At 61.1% G+C, this 16997-nt stretch carries 15 protein-coding genes; 8 read left to right on the top strand and 7 right to left on the bottom strand.

Features of this window, described 5'->3' with window-relative positions; translation table 11 throughout:
* Positions 1 to 5: 5 nt before the first annotated feature.
* From trmB to msub_RS18780, 3 genes are all read right to left on the bottom strand, one after another.
* A complete protein-coding gene (gene trmB / locus msub_RS18790; RefSeq protein WP_048497656.1) occupies positions 6 to 740 on the bottom strand; it encodes a tRNA (guanosine(46)-N7)-methyltransferase TrmB in 735 nt (244 codons plus the stop codon).
* 72 nt (positions 741 to 812) lie between these two features.
* Positions 813 to 2345 (bottom strand): YifB family Mg chelatase-like AAA ATPase, encoded by a 1533-nt coding sequence (locus msub_RS18785; protein WP_048497655.1) that lies wholly within the window; start codon positions 2343 to 2345, stop codon positions 813 to 815.
* Between the two features lie 60 nt (positions 2346 to 2405).
* Entirely contained in the window at positions 2406 to 2660 is a 255-nt protein-coding gene (locus msub_RS18780; protein WP_048497654.1) for an accessory factor UbiK family protein, read from the bottom strand.
* 381 nt (positions 2661 to 3041) lie between these two features.
* Between msub_RS18780 and glnK the strand changes: the two genes are divergently transcribed.
* Together glnK and msub_RS18770 are read left to right on the top strand one after the other, a co-directional pair.
* Positions 3042 to 3380 carry a P-II family nitrogen regulator gene (gene glnK / locus msub_RS18775; RefSeq protein WP_004578958.1) on the top strand — a complete coding sequence of 113 codons (339 nt, stop codon included), beginning with the start codon at positions 3042 to 3044 and terminating at the stop codon, positions 3378 to 3380.
* A 73-nt stretch (positions 3381 to 3453) separates the two neighbouring features.
* The gene (locus msub_RS18770) at positions 3454 to 4725 is read left to right on the top strand and encodes an ammonium transporter (RefSeq protein ID WP_048497653.1); all 1272 of its coding nucleotides are present in this window, start codon (positions 3454 to 3456) and stop codon (positions 4723 to 4725) included.
* Between the two features lie 75 nt (positions 4726 to 4800).
* On the opposite strand, the gene speE is transcribed toward msub_RS18770, so the two are convergent.
* Positions 4801 to 5682: a polyamine aminopropyltransferase gene (speE, locus tag msub_RS18765; protein WP_048497652.1), complete on the bottom strand. Its 882-nt coding sequence runs from the start codon at positions 5680 to 5682 to the stop codon at positions 4801 to 4803.
* A gap of 211 nt (positions 5683 to 5893) precedes the next feature.
* Between speE and speA the strand changes: the two genes are divergently transcribed.
* Complete coding sequence (gene speA / locus msub_RS18760; protein WP_048497651.1) at positions 5894 to 7804, top strand: biosynthetic arginine decarboxylase; 1911 nt, start codon at positions 5894 to 5896, stop codon at positions 7802 to 7804.
* Here the strand turns inward: speA and msub_RS18755 are convergent, their stop codons facing one another.
* Entirely contained in the window at positions 7805 to 8848 is a 1044-nt protein-coding gene (locus tag msub_RS18755) for an AraC family transcriptional regulator (RefSeq protein WP_048497650.1), read from the bottom strand. It lies immediately after the preceding gene.
* A gap of 239 nt (positions 8849 to 9087) precedes the next feature.
* On the opposite strand from msub_RS18755, the gene msub_RS18750 reads away from it, so the two are divergent.
* Positions 9088 to 9687 carry a sigma-70 family RNA polymerase sigma factor gene (locus msub_RS18750; protein WP_048497649.1) on the top strand — a complete coding sequence of 200 codons (600 nt, stop codon included), beginning with the start codon at positions 9088 to 9090 and terminating at the stop codon, positions 9685 to 9687.
* The gene (locus tag msub_RS18745) at positions 9684 to 10322 is read left to right on the top strand and encodes a ChrR family anti-sigma-E factor (RefSeq protein WP_048497648.1); all 639 of its coding nucleotides are present in this window, start codon (positions 9684 to 9686) and stop codon (positions 10320 to 10322) included. The genes msub_RS18750 and msub_RS18745 overlap by 4 nt, the downstream gene beginning before the upstream one ends.
* A 29-nt stretch (positions 10323 to 10351) precedes the next feature.
* On the opposite strand, the gene msub_RS18740 is transcribed toward msub_RS18745, so the two are convergent.
* Positions 10352 to 11095 (bottom strand): SDR family oxidoreductase, encoded by a 744-nt coding sequence (locus msub_RS18740; protein WP_048497647.1) that lies wholly within the window; start codon positions 11093 to 11095, stop codon positions 10352 to 10354.
* 170 nt (positions 11096 to 11265) lie between these two features.
* Here msub_RS18740 and msub_RS18735 point away from each other — a divergent pair, with 170 nt between their 5' ends.
* From msub_RS18735 to msub_RS18725, 3 genes are all read left to right on the top strand, one after another.
* Positions 11266 to 13041 carry an acyl-CoA dehydrogenase C-terminal domain-containing protein gene (locus msub_RS18735; protein ID WP_048497646.1) on the top strand — a complete coding sequence of 592 codons (1776 nt, stop codon included), beginning with the start codon at positions 11266 to 11268 and terminating at the stop codon, positions 13039 to 13041.
* Positions 13042 to 13309: 268 nt separating this feature from the next.
* Positions 13310 to 14101: a tRNA cyclic N6-threonylcarbamoyladenosine(37) synthase TcdA gene (gene tcdA / locus msub_RS18730; RefSeq protein WP_197083906.1), complete on the top strand. Its 792-nt coding sequence runs from the start codon at positions 13310 to 13312 to the stop codon at positions 14099 to 14101.
* Between the two features lie 21 nt (positions 14102 to 14122).
* Entirely contained in the window at positions 14123 to 15979 is a 1857-nt protein-coding gene (locus tag msub_RS18725; protein ID WP_048497644.1) for a cation:proton antiporter, read from the top strand.
* Positions 15980 to 15993: 14 nt separating this feature from the next.
* Here msub_RS18725 and msub_RS18720 read toward each other — a convergent pair whose 3' ends face one another.
* Positions 15994 to 16977, bottom strand: coding sequence for an NADP-dependent oxidoreductase (locus msub_RS18720; protein ID WP_048497643.1), 984 nt, complete (start codon positions 16975 to 16977; stop codon positions 15994 to 15996).
* Positions 16978 to 16997 lie beyond the last annotated feature (20 nt).

Here is a 16997-nt window from a genome sequence, read left to right as displayed (position 1 = left end):
GGAGATCAGTTGGTGCGGTAAAACAGCAGATCCCAGACACCGTGGCCCAGGTTCTCTCCCCGCTTTTCAAACTTGGTCACCGGGCGGTCGTCCGGGCGCGGTGAATAGCCCCCGGACTCCTGCATGTTGGCAAACCCCTCGGACGCACCCATGATTTCCATCATGTGCTCCGCGTAGTTCTCCCAGTCGGTGGCCAGGTGCAGAATACCGCCGACCCGAAGCTTGTGGCGGACGCGCTGAACAAACTCATGCTGGATCAGCCGGCGCTTATGGTGCCTTTTCTTGTGCCACGGATCCGGGAAGAACACCATCACCCGATCAAGACAGGCATCCGGCAGACACAGGTCGATCACGTCATTGGCGTCAATACTGTAGATCCGGACGTTTTCCAGGCCACGATCCTCGATGTCCTTGAGCAGTGCCCCGACGCCGGGCTGGTGCACCTCAACGCCGATAAAGTCCTGCTCCGGCGCAGCTTCGGCCATCTCGGCCAGGGATTTGCCCATGCCGAAACCGATCTCCAGGTTCAGCATGGCGTCCCGGCCAAACACCTGGCGCGGATCGATCATTCCGTCTTCACGAGTAAGACCGTATTTTGGCCAGCTCCGCTCGAACGCCTTTTTCTGGCCTTCGGTCATCCGGCCCTGGCGCAGCACAAAGCTGCGAACGCCGCGACGGGTGGTTACCGGCGATTCTTCTTTAGCGTCTCTATGATCTTGCGGCTCTTTCTGGTCAGTCATCTGCAATCCTTAACCGCCGTCAGCGGGTCGTGTTTAACGGGCTTTGGGCACAGTTTACCAGAGTGATGCAGCTCAGGCGGATACCACGGAATTACGCCCCTGCTGGCGGTCCAGTTGCCGGTAACCAAGCGCCTCAACCAGATGGTTTTGGCGCAGTTCATCACAGCCTTCGAGGTCCGCAAGGGTGCGGGCCACCCGCAGGATCCGGTGCAAAGCCCGGGCCGACAGACCCAGTTTCTCCATGGCCCCCGCCAGCAACTGCTCGCCCTGGGGGGCCAGGCGACAGGCGGCATGCAGATCCCGGCCCGACAGCTCGGCATTCACCAGGCCCCGCTCTGACTGCCTCCTCCGGGCCTCGATGACCCGCTGGCGAACCGTGGCGCTGCTCTCTCCGTCTCCACCCTGCTGCATCAGCACACTGCCACCCTGGACGGGGACTTCCACATGCAGGTCGAACCGGTCTAACAGCGGGCCCGAGATTTTCGAACGATAACGCGTCACCTGCTGGGGTGTACACTGGCACTCAACCGCTGGGTGGCCACTGTAACCGCAGGGGCACGGGTTCATGGCGCCAACGACCTGGAACCGGGCCGGAAAATTCACCTGGCGCGCCGCCCGGCTGATCGAGATATGCCCGGTTTCCATGGGCTCCCGGAGCACTTCCAGAACCCGGCGTTCGAACTCTGGCAGCTCATCAAGAAACAGTACGCCGCGATGGGCCAGGGAGATTTCTCCCGGACGCGGGCTACTACCGCCGCCAACCATTGCCACGGCCGATGCGGTGTGGTGGGGCGCCCGGAACGGCGGCTGGCGCCAACCGCCGTCTCGCACCGGCAGCCCGGCAACCGAATGAACGCTGGCAACCTCCATGGCGGCGTCATCAGCCAGTTCCGGAAGAATGCCGGGCAGACGGCTGGCCAGCATACTCTTGCCGGTGCCGGGCGGACCGAAGAACAGCAGGTTGTGGCCGCCGGCAGCGGCGACTTCCAGAGCCCGCCGGGGAACGCGCTGGCCCCGCACATCGGACAGGTCGGGGCTCTCCCCGGCATTGTCCAACGTCCGTGCCAATGGCAGCTTCGGCACCGGCACCAGCCTGGCCCGGCCACTGAGATGCTCACACACCGTCAGCAAATGGCCCGCCGCCAATACGTCACCCTGGCTGGCGAGGGCGGCTTCACTGGCATTACCGTGGGGAACTAGCAACGCCCGCCCGTCCTGCCGGGCCGCCAGCACCGCCGGCAGAACACCCTTGAGTGGCCTCAGTGCACCATCAAGGGACAGTTCGCCCAGGAACTCACAGTCGGCGAGGCTCTCTGCCGGAACCTGGCCCGATGCCGCCAGAATGCCAAGGGCAATGGGCAGGTCAAACCGGCCACCTTCCTTGGGCAGATCTGCAGGAGCGAGATTGATGGTTATGCGCCGGGCGGGAAATTCGAAGCCGGCATTCAGCAGTGCACTTCGAACCCGTTCTTTACTCTCGCGGACGCCGGTCTCAGGAAGGCCGACAATGGACAGTGCGGGCAGGCCACCAGAGAGGTGAACCTCAACGGTTACAGCGGGGGCGGATACGCCGATCAGGGCGCGGGAATGAACGATAGCAAGCATGACAACCTTCCATGGTAACCGGATTGCTGTGCCCGGCGTCCTGCCGGGCGATTCCGGGATTTATTGATCCTGCAGGGATTTTTCCAGATCGGCGACCCGCTTTTCGAGGGCGTCCACCTTTTCACGGGTCTTCAGCAGCACCGCCTGCTGGGCGTCGAACTCCTCACGGGTTACCAGCTCCAGCCGGGCAAGGATCGACATCACCGTTGCCCGGGCCTGGGTTTCGAAATCCTCGCGGGCAGCGCGTGCCATATCGGGAACAAACTGACCAAACTGCCCCTGTAACTGGGCGAAGATATCCTGTGGACCTTTCACGCATCACCTCACTGATTTCAGAAATACCCGGCTTCGACAAAAACACAATGGCTCTCACCGGTTTGCAGGAGTGTATCACACCGCTGCCCCTGCCATACTGTACCCGGTCCGCCTTATAATGGCGGGAGCGCGACCAGTGGCCCCGCTCCACTTTGGCTCACTGGCCGCCTGTCCGCTCCATATTGGTGCACATCCCTGCGCCATTCTGGCACGCGGATATTTCAGGTTATTGTTTTACCAGTATTTTTTTGCGTTGGCATACCCGATGCTAAAGCCCTCGTACGCAATCCGCACAATTGGTGTGCGAGGTGGCAGCATCCCGAGCTCAACAACTGGCCGACGGGCCCTCACTGTTGGGACGGCTTTACCAAGGAGAAAGCAATGAAACTTGTGACAGCGATCATCAAGCCTTTCAAATTGGATGATGTCCGTGAGGCACTATCCGAGATTGGCGTACAAGGCGTAACCGTCACTGAAGTCAAAGGCTTCGGTCGGCAGAAAGGACACACAGAACTGTATCGTGGCGCGGAATACGTGGTGGATTTCCTGCCCAAGGTCAAAGTGGAGGTTGCCATCGGCGACAACCTGCTGGATCAGGTTATCGAATCCATCACCAAAGCGGCCAATACCGGCAAGATCGGTGACGGCAAGATCTTCGTGACCGAACTGGAGCAGGCCATCCGGATCCGGACTGGCGAAACCGGCGAAGAAGCGGTCTGAACCAGCTCTGATATTTCGAACAGCCAACGCAAAAAAATTTATAACCTGAAAAGCCTCGTGCGGAGGGCTTCAAATGGAAAGCAATATCTTTCACCTGCAGTACGCTATAGATACCTTTTATTTCCTGGTGTGCGGTGCATTAGTAATGTGGATGGCGGCTGGCTTTGCCATGCTCGAATCCGGTCTGGTGCGCGCCAAGAACACCACCGAAATACTGACCAAGAACGTGGCCCTGTTTGCCATTTCCTGCATCATGTACCTGGTGTGCGGTTACGCCATCATGTACGGCGGCAGCATCTTCCTGTCGGGCATTGCTGATGTCGACACCACTGCGGTTCTGGGCGAATTCGCCAGCCGTGACGGCGGCTTCGAGGGTGGCTCCATCTACTCTGGCGCGTCGGACTTCTTCTTCCAGGTTGTATTCGTCGCGACCGCCATGTCCATCGTCTCCGGTGCCGTGGCCGAGCGCATGAAGCTCTGGGCCTTCCTGGTATTTGCGGTCTTCATGACTGGCTTCATCTACCCGCTGGAAGGTGCCTGGACCTGGGGCGGTGCGTCCGTATTCGGCATGTACACCCTGGGCGACCTTGGTTTCAGCGACTTCGCCGGTTCTGGCATCGTTCACCTGGCCGGTGCAACCGCCGCTCTGGCCGGTGTCCTGCTGCTGGGCTCACGGAAAGGCAAGTATGGCCCTAATGGCGAAATCCGGGCCTTCCCGGGCGCCAACCTGCCGCTGGCAACGCTCGGTACCTTCATCCTGTGGATGGGCTGGTTCGGCTTTAACGGCGGCTCGGTTCTGAAGCTGGGCGATATTGCCAGCGCCAACTCCGTGGCCATGGTGTTCCTGAACACCAACACCGCTGCCGCGGGTGGTGCTGTCGCTGCCCTGATCACCGCCCGCCTGATGTTCGGCAAGGCCGACCTGACCATGCTGCTGAACGGCGCCCTGGCTGGCCTGGTGGTTATCACCGCCGAGCCGTCCACTCCGAGCGCCCTGACTGCCACCCTGTTCGGCGCCTTCGGCGGTGTACTGGTTGTGCTGAGCATCGTCACCATGGACAAGCTGCGCATCGATGATCCGGTCGGCGCGATCTCGGTTCACGGTGTCTGTGGCCTTCTGGGTCTGCTGCTGGTGCCGGTCACCAACAGCGACGTCAGCTTCTCCGGCCAGATTATCGGCGCCATTACCATCTTCGTGTGGGTCTTCGTTGCCAGCCTGGTTGTCTGGGGCATCCTCAAGGCCGTGATGGGCCTGAGAGTGAGCGAAGAGGAAGAGTACGAAGGCGTGGATCTGTCCGAGTGTGGCATGGAAGCCTATCCAGAGTTTGTCAGCGGCAAGCAGTAAACGCTGACTACGCAAAACCGGAGAGGGGCGCCGATTGGCGCCCCTCTCTTTTTTTTCTGCTCAACCCGATCCGGTTTAACCTTCCTCCGGCCGAACCTCATCCTCCAGCGCGTCCACCATGAACTGCGGCATGGCGAGCGCACCGTGATGGATTCCGGCGTTGTAGTAGCGGGTCACGAACGGTCGGTTGTTGGCATCGTCCTCGCGGAAGTATTTGATCGGGTTCTCCTTGCTGGCCATGGTGCAGCTCCACCACCCCGTGGGATAAACCGGCTGCGGGAATGGCAGAGTCTGGACGTGCTCGAAACCGGCCTTGCGCATGTCCTCGTGGATGCCCTTGATGATGGTGTCGGTGTGCAGCAGGGGGGACTCGCTCTGCTGCACGATAATGCCACCCTCACGCAGCGCCAGCATGGCATCGCGGTAAAAATCCAGGGCGAACAGGCCTTCCGCCGGGCCAACCGGATCGGTGCTGTCGATGATGATGATGTCGACACTGTTCGGCTCGATATCACGCATCCACCGGATGCCGTCCCCGAAGAAGAAATTGGCACGGGGGTCGTTGTTGGCTTCACACAACTCGGGGAAATACTTCTCTGACATGCGGGTAACCCGCTCGTCGATTTCCACCTGCCAGGCTTCTTCCACGCCCGGGTGCTTGAGCACTTCCTTGAGCGTGCCGCAATCGCCGCCGCCGACAATCACCACCTTTTTCGGATCCCGGTGGGTAAACAGCGCGGGATGGGTCATCATCTCGTGGTACAGGAAGTTGTCGCGGGTGGTCAGCATCACGCAGCCATCCAGCACCATCAGGTTGCCGAAGGTCTCGGTCTGGTAAATCTCCAGTTTCTGGAAGGGCGTCTGTTCCTCGTGCAGTTTCTTTGTCACCTGCAGAGAGAACGCCGTTCCCTGATCCTGGAATACCTCGGTAAACCAGCCGTCATTCAATGCTGTCATCGTTTGCCTCCCGCTGTGCGACATGGGCTGTATTGAAAAGGCGTATTGTAGGGGGCCCCTGCGCCGAGCTAAAGCAATAATCGCGTTTTCCGGCCCGGCATTTTCTGCCTTCGGTGCTTTTAGCCGGGGGTGGGAATCCATACAATGGCAGCCAACGGCCGGCCGCTGCCCGAACACCCGCCGGCTCCGGTTTTCTGACAGGATAGCAAGCATGAGCGACGCCAGCGCCTCCCCGGCCCACAAGGTTTACAACATTGCCCACTGGAGTGATGGCTACATCGGCGTCAACGCCGGAGGCGAGGTGATGATCCGTCCGGATCGCGGACACACGCCGGCACAGATCAACCTGCCGGAACTGACCCGGAGCCTGACTGAATCCGGGGTTCAGCTTCCGGTACTGATCCGCTTTGTCGATATCCTGCATGATCGGGTCAACAAACTGTGCAATGCCTTCAACAAGGTGGCCTACGAGCAGACCTACCGGGGGCGCTACACGGCGGTTTACCCGATCAAGGTCAACCAGCAGCGCCAGGTGGTCGAGGAACTGCTGACCGCCGAGCCGGCTGCGTCGAACGGACAGATTGGCCTGGAGGCTGGCAGCAAACCCGAGTTGATGGCCGTGCTGGCGATGTCCCAGCAGGCCGGTTCGGTGATCGTCTGCAATGGCTACAAGGACAGGGAATACATTCGCCTTGCCCTGATTGGCCAGACCCTGGGCCACCGGGTATTTATTGTGGTGGAGAAAAAATCCGAGCTGCCGCTGATTCTCGAGGAAGCCAGAAACCTGGGTGTATCGCCGCTCATTGGTGTCCGGGCCCGCCTGGCCACCATCGGCAAGGGCAACTGGCAGAATACCGGGGGTGAAAAATCCAAGTTCGGGCTGTCCGCCAGCCAGGTACTGGATGTGATCAGCACCCTGCGCGAGGCCGATGCGCTGGATACCCTGCAGTTATTGCACTTCCATCTTGGTTCCCAGATTGCCAATATCCGCGACATCCAGACCGGCCTCCGGGAATGCGCCCGGTTTTACAGTGAGCTGCGCCAGATGGGCGCGCCGATCGGCACCGTCGATATCGGCGGCGGCCTCGGGGTCGATTACGAGGGCACCCGCTCCCGCAGCAGTTGCTCCATGAACTACAGCATGTACGAATACGCCTACAACGTGGTGCATGTCCTGCAGGCGGAGTGTGACCGCCACGGCATCCCCCACCCGGATCTGATCAGCGAGTCCGGGCGCGCCCTCACCGCCCACCATTCCGTGCTGGTGACCAACGTGATTGACCGGGAAACACCGGAGAACCGTGACCCCGTCCAGCCGGACAGCAGCGCACCCGCTCCCCTGCATGATCTGTGGCGCGACCTGGACAGCCTGCAGGATGCCGACTCACCGCGTTCACTGGCCGAGATCTATCACGATGTGCTGCACGCCATGGCCGACGTTCATGCCCAGTTTGCCCATGGCCTGCTGTCCCTGCAGGAGCGGGCGGATGCGGAAACACTGTATACCCGCTGCTGCCGCCTGCTGCGAAACGAACTGGACAGCAGCAACCGGGCCCACCGTGAAATTATCGACGAGCTCAACGAGAAACTGGCCGAAAAGCTGTTTGTGAACTTCTCCCTGTTCCAGTCACTGCCCGATGTCTGGGGCATTGACCAGATATTTCCGGTCATGCCGGTCAACGGCCTGAATCGCCCCCTGAACCGGCGCGCCGTTATCCAGGACATCACCTGCGATTCCGACGGCCGGATCGACCGCTACGTGGATGGCCAGGGCACGGAAACCACCCTGCCACTGCCGGAAGACGTCCCCGGGGAACCCTTGCTCATGGGTTTCTTCATGACCGGTGCCTATCAGGAAATCCTGGGCGACATGCACAACCTGTTCGGCGACACCCATTCCGTGGATGTCCGCCTGAACACCGGGGGTGGCTATGATATCGGCACGCCGATCACCGGGGATACCGTGGCAAAGGTTCTGCGCTACGTGAACTTCGAGCCGGATGCTCTGCTGGACGCCTACCGGCGCAAGTTCACCGCCTCTGCCATGGCACCGGACACCCAGGCCGCCCTGCTGGCCGAACTCGCCGCAGGGCTCGAGGGCTACACCTACCTGGAAGAGTAATCAGCCACCACCCGGCTGGTGCCGCCGACGCCAGGCGCTGGGCGCCAGGCCTTCCCATTTACGGAAGGCCCGGCCAAAATTGGAGGGATCGCTGTAGCCGAGGGCATAGGCCACCTCATCAATACTGAGATCACCACGTCGAAGCAGGTCCAGTGCCCGCCGGCGGCGCAGGGTCTCCTGCAATTGCTGGAAGCGAACGCCCTCGGCGGCCAACTGACGACGGAGGGTTCGGGGTGACACACCCAGGTGCTCAGCCACATCCTCCAGGGCCGGCAAGCGCTGGCGCCACCCCGCCTCCAGCAGGCGCATCACCCGGTCCGCCACAGCCGTTGCCCCCTTGATGAAACGCATCTCCTCTTCACACTGGGCCTCGGCCATCCGTCGGGTAACCGGATTCGACAGCGACATGGGAGAATCCAGAAAGGCCCGCCTGAATCGCAACTGGTTGAAGCCGGCGCCAAAGCTGAGACGGCTACCGAACAGCTGTTGGTAAGCCAATGGATCGCGGGGTTCAGGAAAGTCCAGCAGGCATCGGCCGCCATCCATCAGCCGGCTGCCGAAAAGTAGCAGGTTGACATCCATCAGCGAGGCCATCACGACATCAACGTTAAACCGGTACAGATCCTCCACATTGTGGGCAAGGTCCAGCTGTATCACGGCCTCTTCACCCTCCACAAAAAACGACAGCCTCATATAGACAAACCGGGTCTGGAAATACTTGATCAGCACCAGGAGCGCCTGTTCCAGGGTGTCGCAGCTGATGGCTGCCTGGGCCAGGGAGCCATGGGTGGTGAATTTCAGACGCTTGCCATACTCCAGCCCGATCGTCCGGTCGCCGGTCTGCGCCATCACTTCACGACACAGACCGCTGAACTGCTCCACGGTGATGAAATTGTCCGGGTGGCCCAGCATCGACGCGCGGAGTCCGGCGGCCGGGAGCAGGCGGGACCGCTTTACGCCCCGATCCTCTGCCAATTGGCAAAGGATGTCGGCATAGTGCGCCCGGATAACAGGCAGGTTTCCGGTAATTCCGGGTGCATTCATGGCGCTGGCTGTCTTTTTTGTGTCTGTTTGTTGCTCAGACTAGACCGCTCTCCGGTTTCCGGCAATTACCTGCGAGACCGCCTGCCATCGGCGCTGCTGCCAGCGACCGGAAATAATTACCGGCGGGTTGATCCAGGGTACCCAGCAAACCGTAAATACTGAGACTGACAAACCCGGGGCGAGTGCATAGAATGATGATCAGAACAAGCTCAAATCATGCGACTGTCAAGGAGCGTCCGGTGACCACACTGGATCAGAAGCCAGCCAGTTCCGAGGGCCGCAAGGACCCCTGGAGCCAGATGCTGCAGAAAGTGGGCAAAAATCAGGATCGCGAGGCCTACCACGCGCTCTTTGAACATTTCGGCCCGCAAATCAAGTACTACGCCATGGCAAATGGCCTGGCGAGTCATGCGGAAGAGCTGGTTCAGGAAGTATTTGTGTCCATCTGGCGGCGCTCCTGCCTGTATGACTGGCGCAAAGCGGCGGCATCGACCTGGATTTTTACCATTGCCCGTAACCAACGCATCGACATGCTACGGAAGATGCAACGCACCAGCGCCGAAATGCCGGTGGAAACCGAGGATCTCTGGCAGATTCCGGGTGAAAACGAAAACGAGCCCGTTACCTCCCTGCACCGGTTGATGTCGGAGCGGCGGATTCGTGAGTCCCTGAGCCACCTCCCGGAAGAACAGACGACTGTGATTGCCAAGGTGTACATGGAAAACAAGTCCCACCAGATGGTGGCCGATGAGTTGAACATTCCCCTTGGCACCGTGAAGAGCCGGGTTCGCCTGGCACTGAACAAACTGAAAGTGATTTTGCAGGACCAGAACGTATGACCCGGCACCATCCCGACAGCCTGAGCCTGATGGAGTACAGCGCAGGTAACCTGAGCGAGCCCCATGCTCTTTGCATCCGGCTCCACCTTGACGAGTGCCCGCATTGCCGCAGCCGGGTTGACACCCTGGACAGCCTCGGTGCCGTGATGATGGAGCAGCAGCCGAAGGTGAGTGTCTCGGAGAGCATGTTCGACAGCATCCTTGCCAGGATCGACGGTGCGCCGGCGGACCAGCCGCAGATGACACCGGCCCCCAGAATCGGCGCTCTGCAGAAACTTCTGGGCGAAGATCTGAACGGCCTGCCCTGGAAGCGGCAACTCGGCGACGTCAGCGTACTGGATATTACCGACCGGTTCCCCGGCCAGAAGGAGCAGGTTGTGCTCCAGAAGCTGGCCGCCGGCGGCAAGGCCCCGGTCCATACGCACCGGGGAGAAGAAACCACCATCGTTCTGCAAGGCGCGTTTGCCGATCAGAAAGGGGTGTTCAATCAGTGGGACTTCGTTGTGCTGACCGACCAGGACGAGCACAAGCCGGTCGCGGTTGGTTGTGAAGACTGCATTACGCTCTCGATACTGAGCGCCCCGGTCAAGCTGACCGGCACCTTCACCCGGTTTCTGAATCCGTTTATCCGGTGACACTCGGCTGACACGAAAGGAAACGCTGGTTACCATGGCAACTCCGAGCCATCCCAACTCAGAAAGCGCCCATTGTCCGCCTCATCCGCGGCTTCAAGAACCGCCATCAGGTTGCGCGCGGTATCTGCCGGTGTGTGCACGGTCAGCTTCGCCAGCGACTGGCTGAACGGCTCACTCAGGGCCGACTCGGTTGTGCCGGGGTGCAGTGACACACACGCCACCGGGCGGCAACGGCGGGGCAGTTCCACCGACAGGTTGCGCACCAGCATGTTCAGCGCCGCCTTGGAGCTCCGGTAGGCGTACCAGCCGCCAAACCGGTTGTCACCGATGGAACCAACCTTGGCGGAAATGGCGGCAACGCGCTTGAACTCCCGGTGACGCAACCAAGGCATGAGCGCCTGCAACAGCAGGGCGAAGCCGGTTGCATTAACCGCAAACGCTTGTGCCATGGTGTCCGCAACCACATCCTCAAGGCGCTTTTCAGGAAACATGCCAGGCTCATGCAGCAAGCCTGCGGCATAGATAAAGGTGTCTATGCCCGGCTTTGCGGGTAACAGGGGTTCCAGTGCCTGAGCTACCCTGGCCGGCGAATCCGCGTCTCCGGCGTCCCAGGCCAGTATCCGACACCGGGGGTCGGCACGCAGGCCCTCCGCGACCCGGTCCGGATTCCGACACAGGCCAATAACCCTTGCATCCGGGTCCCGCTCAAGAAAAGCGGTGGCCAGGGCGCCGCCGATTGCGCCGGACACGCCGGCTATCACGATTCGTTTCATTTCCTTCCTCCCGGATCATCCAGGACATACGAAAATTTTATCGTTCGGACCAGCTTAACCGGTGAACCACCGTATTTAAACGCCCGTATGAAACCAGTGTTCACATTTCCTCCCGGGTGCCGTCTCGCTGGCGGTGTTCCAGGCAAAAAAGCCCATGAAGGAGAGTATCCATGCAATACCAGGCTCCGGCGAATGATCTTCGTTTTCTGTTGTTTGATGTACTGGGTGCCGACCGGCTCCACGAGCTCGAAAAATACGCCGATGCCACCCCGGATCTCATTTCCGCGGTGATCGACGAGGCCGGCAAGCTGGCGGCCGAGGTTATTCAACCCACCAATCAACCCGGCGACCGTGAAGGCTGCATCTATGACCCCGAGACCCGCTCGGTGAAGACACCGGAAGGCTTCAAGGAGGCCTACAACCGGTTTGTCGAGGGCGGCTGGACCGCGCTGGACGCGCCCCTGGAATTTGGCGGTCAGGGCCTGCCCCACACCCTGAAATTCGTGGTCGACGAAATGGTGTGCTCCACCAACCTGTCCCTCGGCATGTACCCGGGGCTGACCCACGGCGCCATCAGCGCGCTCTATGCCCACGGCTCCGACGAACTGAAAACGACTTACCTGGAGAAACTGATCTCCGGGGAATGGACCGGCACCATGTGCCTGACCGAGCCCCAGTGCGGCACCGACCTGGGCCTGATCCGGACCCGCGCCAACCCGAACGACGACGGCAGCTACGCCCTCGAAGGCACCAAGATCTGGATTACCGGTGGCGAGCATGATCTGGTGGACAATATCGTGCACCTGGTACTTGCCAAGCTGCCCGGCGCCCCCGATACCACAAAGGGCATTTCCCTGTTCGTGGTGCCCAAGTATCTGCCGGATTCCGGCGAGCGCAACCCGGCGTTCTGTGGCGGCCTGGAGCACAAGATGGGCATCAAGGGATCGGCCACCTGCGTGATGAATTTCGAAGGTGCCAGGGGCTGGCTTGTCGGTGAGCCCAACGATGGCATGCGTGCCATGTTTACCATGATGAACGAGGCCCGACTGATGGTGGGCATGCAGGGCCTGGGACTGGCTGAAATGGCCTACCAGGAGAGTCTCGGCTTCGCCCGGGAGCGCCTGCAAAGCCGCTCCCTGAGCGGCCCGAAGAACCCCGGCGGCCCGGCCGACCCGATCATCGTTCACCCGGACGTACGCCGCATGCTGATGCGCCAGAAGGTCCTCAATGAAGGCATGCGCGCCCTGGCCCTGTTCACCGGGCATCAACTGGATCTGTCTGTGGCCCACCCGGAAGAAACCACCCGCGAAGCCGCCGACGACCTGGTGCAATTGCTGACCCCGGTGGTGAAGGCCTTCCTCACGGATGAAGGCTTCAACAACGCCAACACCGGCCTGCAGGTTCTGGGTGGCTCCGGCTTCACCACCGACTGGCCGCTGGAACAGCTGGTGCGCGACGGCCGGATTGCCCGTATCTATGAAGGCACCAACGGCATCCAGGCGATGGATCTGGTGGGTCGCAAGCTTGGCCTGAAAGGCGGCCAACTGGTACGCACCCTGTTCGCCACTCTGAGCGGTTACCTGAAAGACAACCCGGAGGCGCCACACCGGGAGGCACTGAAAAACGCCATGAAGGCTCTGAAGACCGCCACCCTGTGGCTGGCCAGCAACGCCCCGAACGATCCGGAGCAGGCGGGCGCAGCCGCCACGCCCTACCTGCGCCTGATGGCACTGACCGTCATCGGCTACCTTTGGTCCCAGATGGCCAACGTGGCCAACCAGCAGCTTGCCGCCGGCGATGGCAACAAACCGCTGCTGGAAAGCAAGCTGGTCTCTGCCCGCTTCTACTTCGAGAAGCTGCTGCCGGAAGTGGACTGGTTGCTGGCTGACATTGAAAGCGGCAAGGACAGCCTCATGGCGCTTTCCGACGACCACTGGGCGGCGTGACCCCCAGGGTGGCCGAAGCGAGGCCGCTCTGGCCGAAAATGACCGATCAATGACACTTTGTGACCTTCAGGACAAGCTGCCGGAACCTGATAATAGTCAGGTTGATTAGTGTCTCTGAACTAGTCCTGCCCGTCGCACTGGGCACTTTCCTGCAAGCCACGCCCTGCGTGGCTTTTTTTATGATCGTTTTTTTGTCCGGGGCATCACTGGGTTACAATTGCGCTCTTTGATTCTATCCGGCATCCGGCCGGAGCAGCGCGGGGACTCAATGAACGCCGACGATTACCCATTCCGCTTCGGCGGTATCGAACGCCTTTACGGGCGCCGGGCCCTGGAAGCCTTCCGTCTGGCCCACATTGCCGTGGTCGGGCTCGGCGGTGTCGGCTCCTGGGCGGCTGAAGCCCTGGCCCGCAGCGGCATCGGCACCATCACCCTGATCGACATGGACGATGTCTGTGTCTCCAACACCAACCGCCAGCTCCATGCCCTGGAAGGCCAGTATGGCCGAACCAAAACGGATGCCATGGCAGAGCGCCTGCGGGCCATCAACCCTCATGCTGACATCCGGGTACACTTTGGCTTTCTGACCACCAAGAACGTCGGGGAACTGATCACCGCGGACATGACCGGTGTGGTCGATGCCATCGACAGCGTCAAGGCCAAGGCCGCCCTGATTGCCCACTGCCAGCGCCGGAAAATCCCACTGATTTGCGCCGGTGGTGCCGGCGGGCAGATCGACCCGACCCAGATTCAGGTGGCGGACCTGAGCAAAACCACCCAGGATCCGCTGCTGGCCAAGGTGCGCAACCTGCTGCGCCGGGAATACGGCTTTTCCCGCAACCCGAAACGGCGCTTTGGCATCGAGGCCGTATACTCCCTCGAGCAGCTGACGTATCCTGCCGGAGACGGCGAAGTCTGCCTGCAGAAGCCGGCTACGGATGGTCCGGTACGGCTCGACTGCGCCTCCGGCTTTGGCGCAGCCAGCCCGGTCACCGCCAGTTTCGGATTCTTTGCCGCATCCCGGCTGCTGAACCGCATTGCACGACGCGCCAACCAATAACTCAATGGACCTGAAACCAGTATGCCTGTCAGTACTGTCCTGCTTCTTGCCAGCATTGGTGTTCTCTCGCTGTTTTGCCAGTGGCTTGCCTGGCGCGTTCGAATGCCTGCGATCCTGTTCCTTCTGGCGGGCGGCATCGCGGCGGGGCCGGTACTCGGGTTCCTGGCCCCGGAGGTCGTTTTCGGCGACCTGCTGTTCCCGGTAATTTCCCTGGCCGTTGCCATTATTCTGTTTGAGGGCAGCCTGACTCTGCGCTACGAGGAAATCCGTGGCCATGGCAAGATGGTCCGCAATCTCGTCCCGGTGGGCTCCATTGTTACCTGCATCATCGGCACCCTGGCGGCGCGCTGGGTGCTGGAGGTTTCCTGGGCGGTGGCCCTGCTGTTTGGCGCCATTTCCATTGTCACCGGCCCCACCGTCATCGCCCCCTTGCTCCGATCGGTGCGGCCAGACTCCAAACTCGCCAACATTCTGCGCTGGGAAGGCATCATCATTGACCCGGTCGGCGCCCTGCTCGCGGTTCTGGTGTTCGAGGGGATTGTATCCTGGGGCCAGGGCAATGTGTTCGGGCACTCGGTGTACATTTTTGGCAAAACCCTGGCGGTGGGCTTCCTGATCGGCGCCGTTGCCGGCTACCTCAACGGCATCGTGCTGCGCAAACACTGGATCCCGCAATACCTGCAGAATGCCGGCACCCTCACCTTCATGCTCGGTGTGTACGCCATTTCCAACGAGCTGGCCCATGAGTCGGGCCTGCTGACCGTAACGGTGATGGGTGTCTGGATGGCCAACATGAAGCAGGTGCCGATTGACAGCATTCTGGAGTTCAAGGAATCCCTCAGCGTTCTGCTGATTTCGGCCCTGTTCATCATTCTGGCAGCACGGGTGGAGTTTTCCGCCATTGCCGAGCTGGGCTGGGGCCTGGTCGTGGTGCTGGCGCTGCTGATGCTGATCGCGCGCCCTTTCAGCATCTTCCTGTCAGCCATTGGCACCAACCTGAATTGGCGGGAGAAGCTGTTTCTCAGTTGGGTTGCCCCCCGGGGCATCGTTGCGGCGGCGGTGTCTGCCCTGTTCGCCTTCCAGCTACAGAAGCTCGGCTATGACAGTGCCGGCGCTCTGGTGCCCCTGGTGTTCATGCTGATTATTGCCACCGTCACCCTGCAAAGCGTGACCGCCAGGCCCCTGGCCCGGTTGCTGAAGGTCGCCGAGCCGGCGGAATACGGCTTCCTGATTCTTGGCGCCAACCCGGTCGCCCGGATGATCGGTGCCGCCCTGAAGAAATACGAGGTACCGGTGACCCTGGCCGACACCAACTGGGAGAACGTGCGCCAGGCGCGCATGGACAACCTGCAGGTGTATTTCGGCAACCCGGTGTCCGAACATGCTGCTACCCACCTGGATCTTACTGGCATCGGCAAGCTGCTGGTCATCTCACCCTACAAGCACATGAACTCCCTGGCCACTTACCACTTCCTGGACTGGTTCGGAACCAACTGTGTATTCAGTCTGGCCGAGGGTGACCAGGATCAGAAGGCCCGGCACCAGACCGCCGAAAAAATCCAGATGACCCGGGGCCTGTTTGATGGGGTCAGCTACGCCAAGCTGGCCAGCCTGGTGAGCCAGGGCTACTCCATCAAGACCACGCAACTGAGTGAATCGTTCGGCTATGAGGATTTCCGGAAAAAATATCAGGGCCAGGCCCTGGTGCTGTTCACTTTCGACAGCAAGGAACACGTCGCCCCGGTACTCGACATGGAAGACCTGAAACCGGAAGACGACTGGATCCTGATCAGCCTGGTGCCGCCCCAGGCCCGGAAGGAACGCAAGGAAAAAGAGGAAGGCGAGGCTGTCGATACCGAGTTACCGGCAGCCCCCTGAGCACAACGTCTGGCTCAGCGACAGTCCAGCACCAGCTTGCCGCGCACGTGCCCACCCTCGAGAAGCTCGTGGGCCTGCGCGACGTCGTCCAGGGCGAAGGCCTTTTCGATGTGAACCTTCACGTCGCCGTCTTCAATCAGCTCGGCAATTTCCTCGAGGTGAAAAACATCCGGGCGCACCATCATGCCGTGGGCACGCAAGCCCAGGCTTTCCGCCGTGCTGATGATCTCGTCGGCCGTGACGGTGGGAATCGTCACCAGAACGCCCTGCTCGCCGAGAGTGTGCAGCGACCGCTTGCCGGTGTCGCCACCGACCAGATCCAGCACCACGTCCAGGCCATAACACTCCTCGCCAATATCGGTGGTGCGGTAATCAATCACTTCGTGGACGCCCAGCTCTGCCAGAAAATCGCGGTTGCCGGCAGACGCCGTGGCAATCACATGGGCGCCCCGCTCCAGCGCAAACTGCACGGCGAAGTGCCCCACACCCCCGGCGCCAGCGTGGATCAGAATTTTTTGTCCGGATTCCAGCTTGGCCACCTCAAACAGGGCCTGCCAGGCGGTCAGTGCTGCCAGGGGCAGTGCGCCGGCCGCAACCAGGTCAAGCTCTTCCGGCACGATAGCCAGCTCATCCGCCGCCGCCAGCGCATACTCCGAGTAGCCGCCGCCTCCGGCGGGAAACCCGATCATACCCATCACCCGGTCGCCCGGCGCCAGGGTGGTTACCTCATCGCCAACCGTGACCACTTCGCCGGCCATATCATATCCCGGTGTCCAGGGCAGTGAATGCTCGATTTGCCGGGCGGCGAAGCCCAGCCCCTTGCGGGTTTTCCAGTCAATAGGATTAAGCCCCGCACCATGCACCCGGACCAGCACCTGTCCCGTGGCGGGCGCCGGCACTGCAGATTGAACCACCTGCAGCACATCGCGATCACCAAAGCGATCGTAGACCACATGGCGCATCCTGGATTCGGCATTCTGGTCAGCATTCGTTTCCATGAGGATCTCCGGACAGCGGG

The sequence above is a fragment of the Marinobacter subterrani genome (assembly GCF_001045555.1).
Taxonomy (GTDB): domain Bacteria; phylum Pseudomonadota; class Gammaproteobacteria; order Pseudomonadales; family Oleiphilaceae; genus Marinobacter; species Marinobacter subterrani.
The sequence above is the reverse complement of the archived record's forward strand: the minus strand, read 5'-3'. Positions and strand labels throughout refer to the sequence as shown.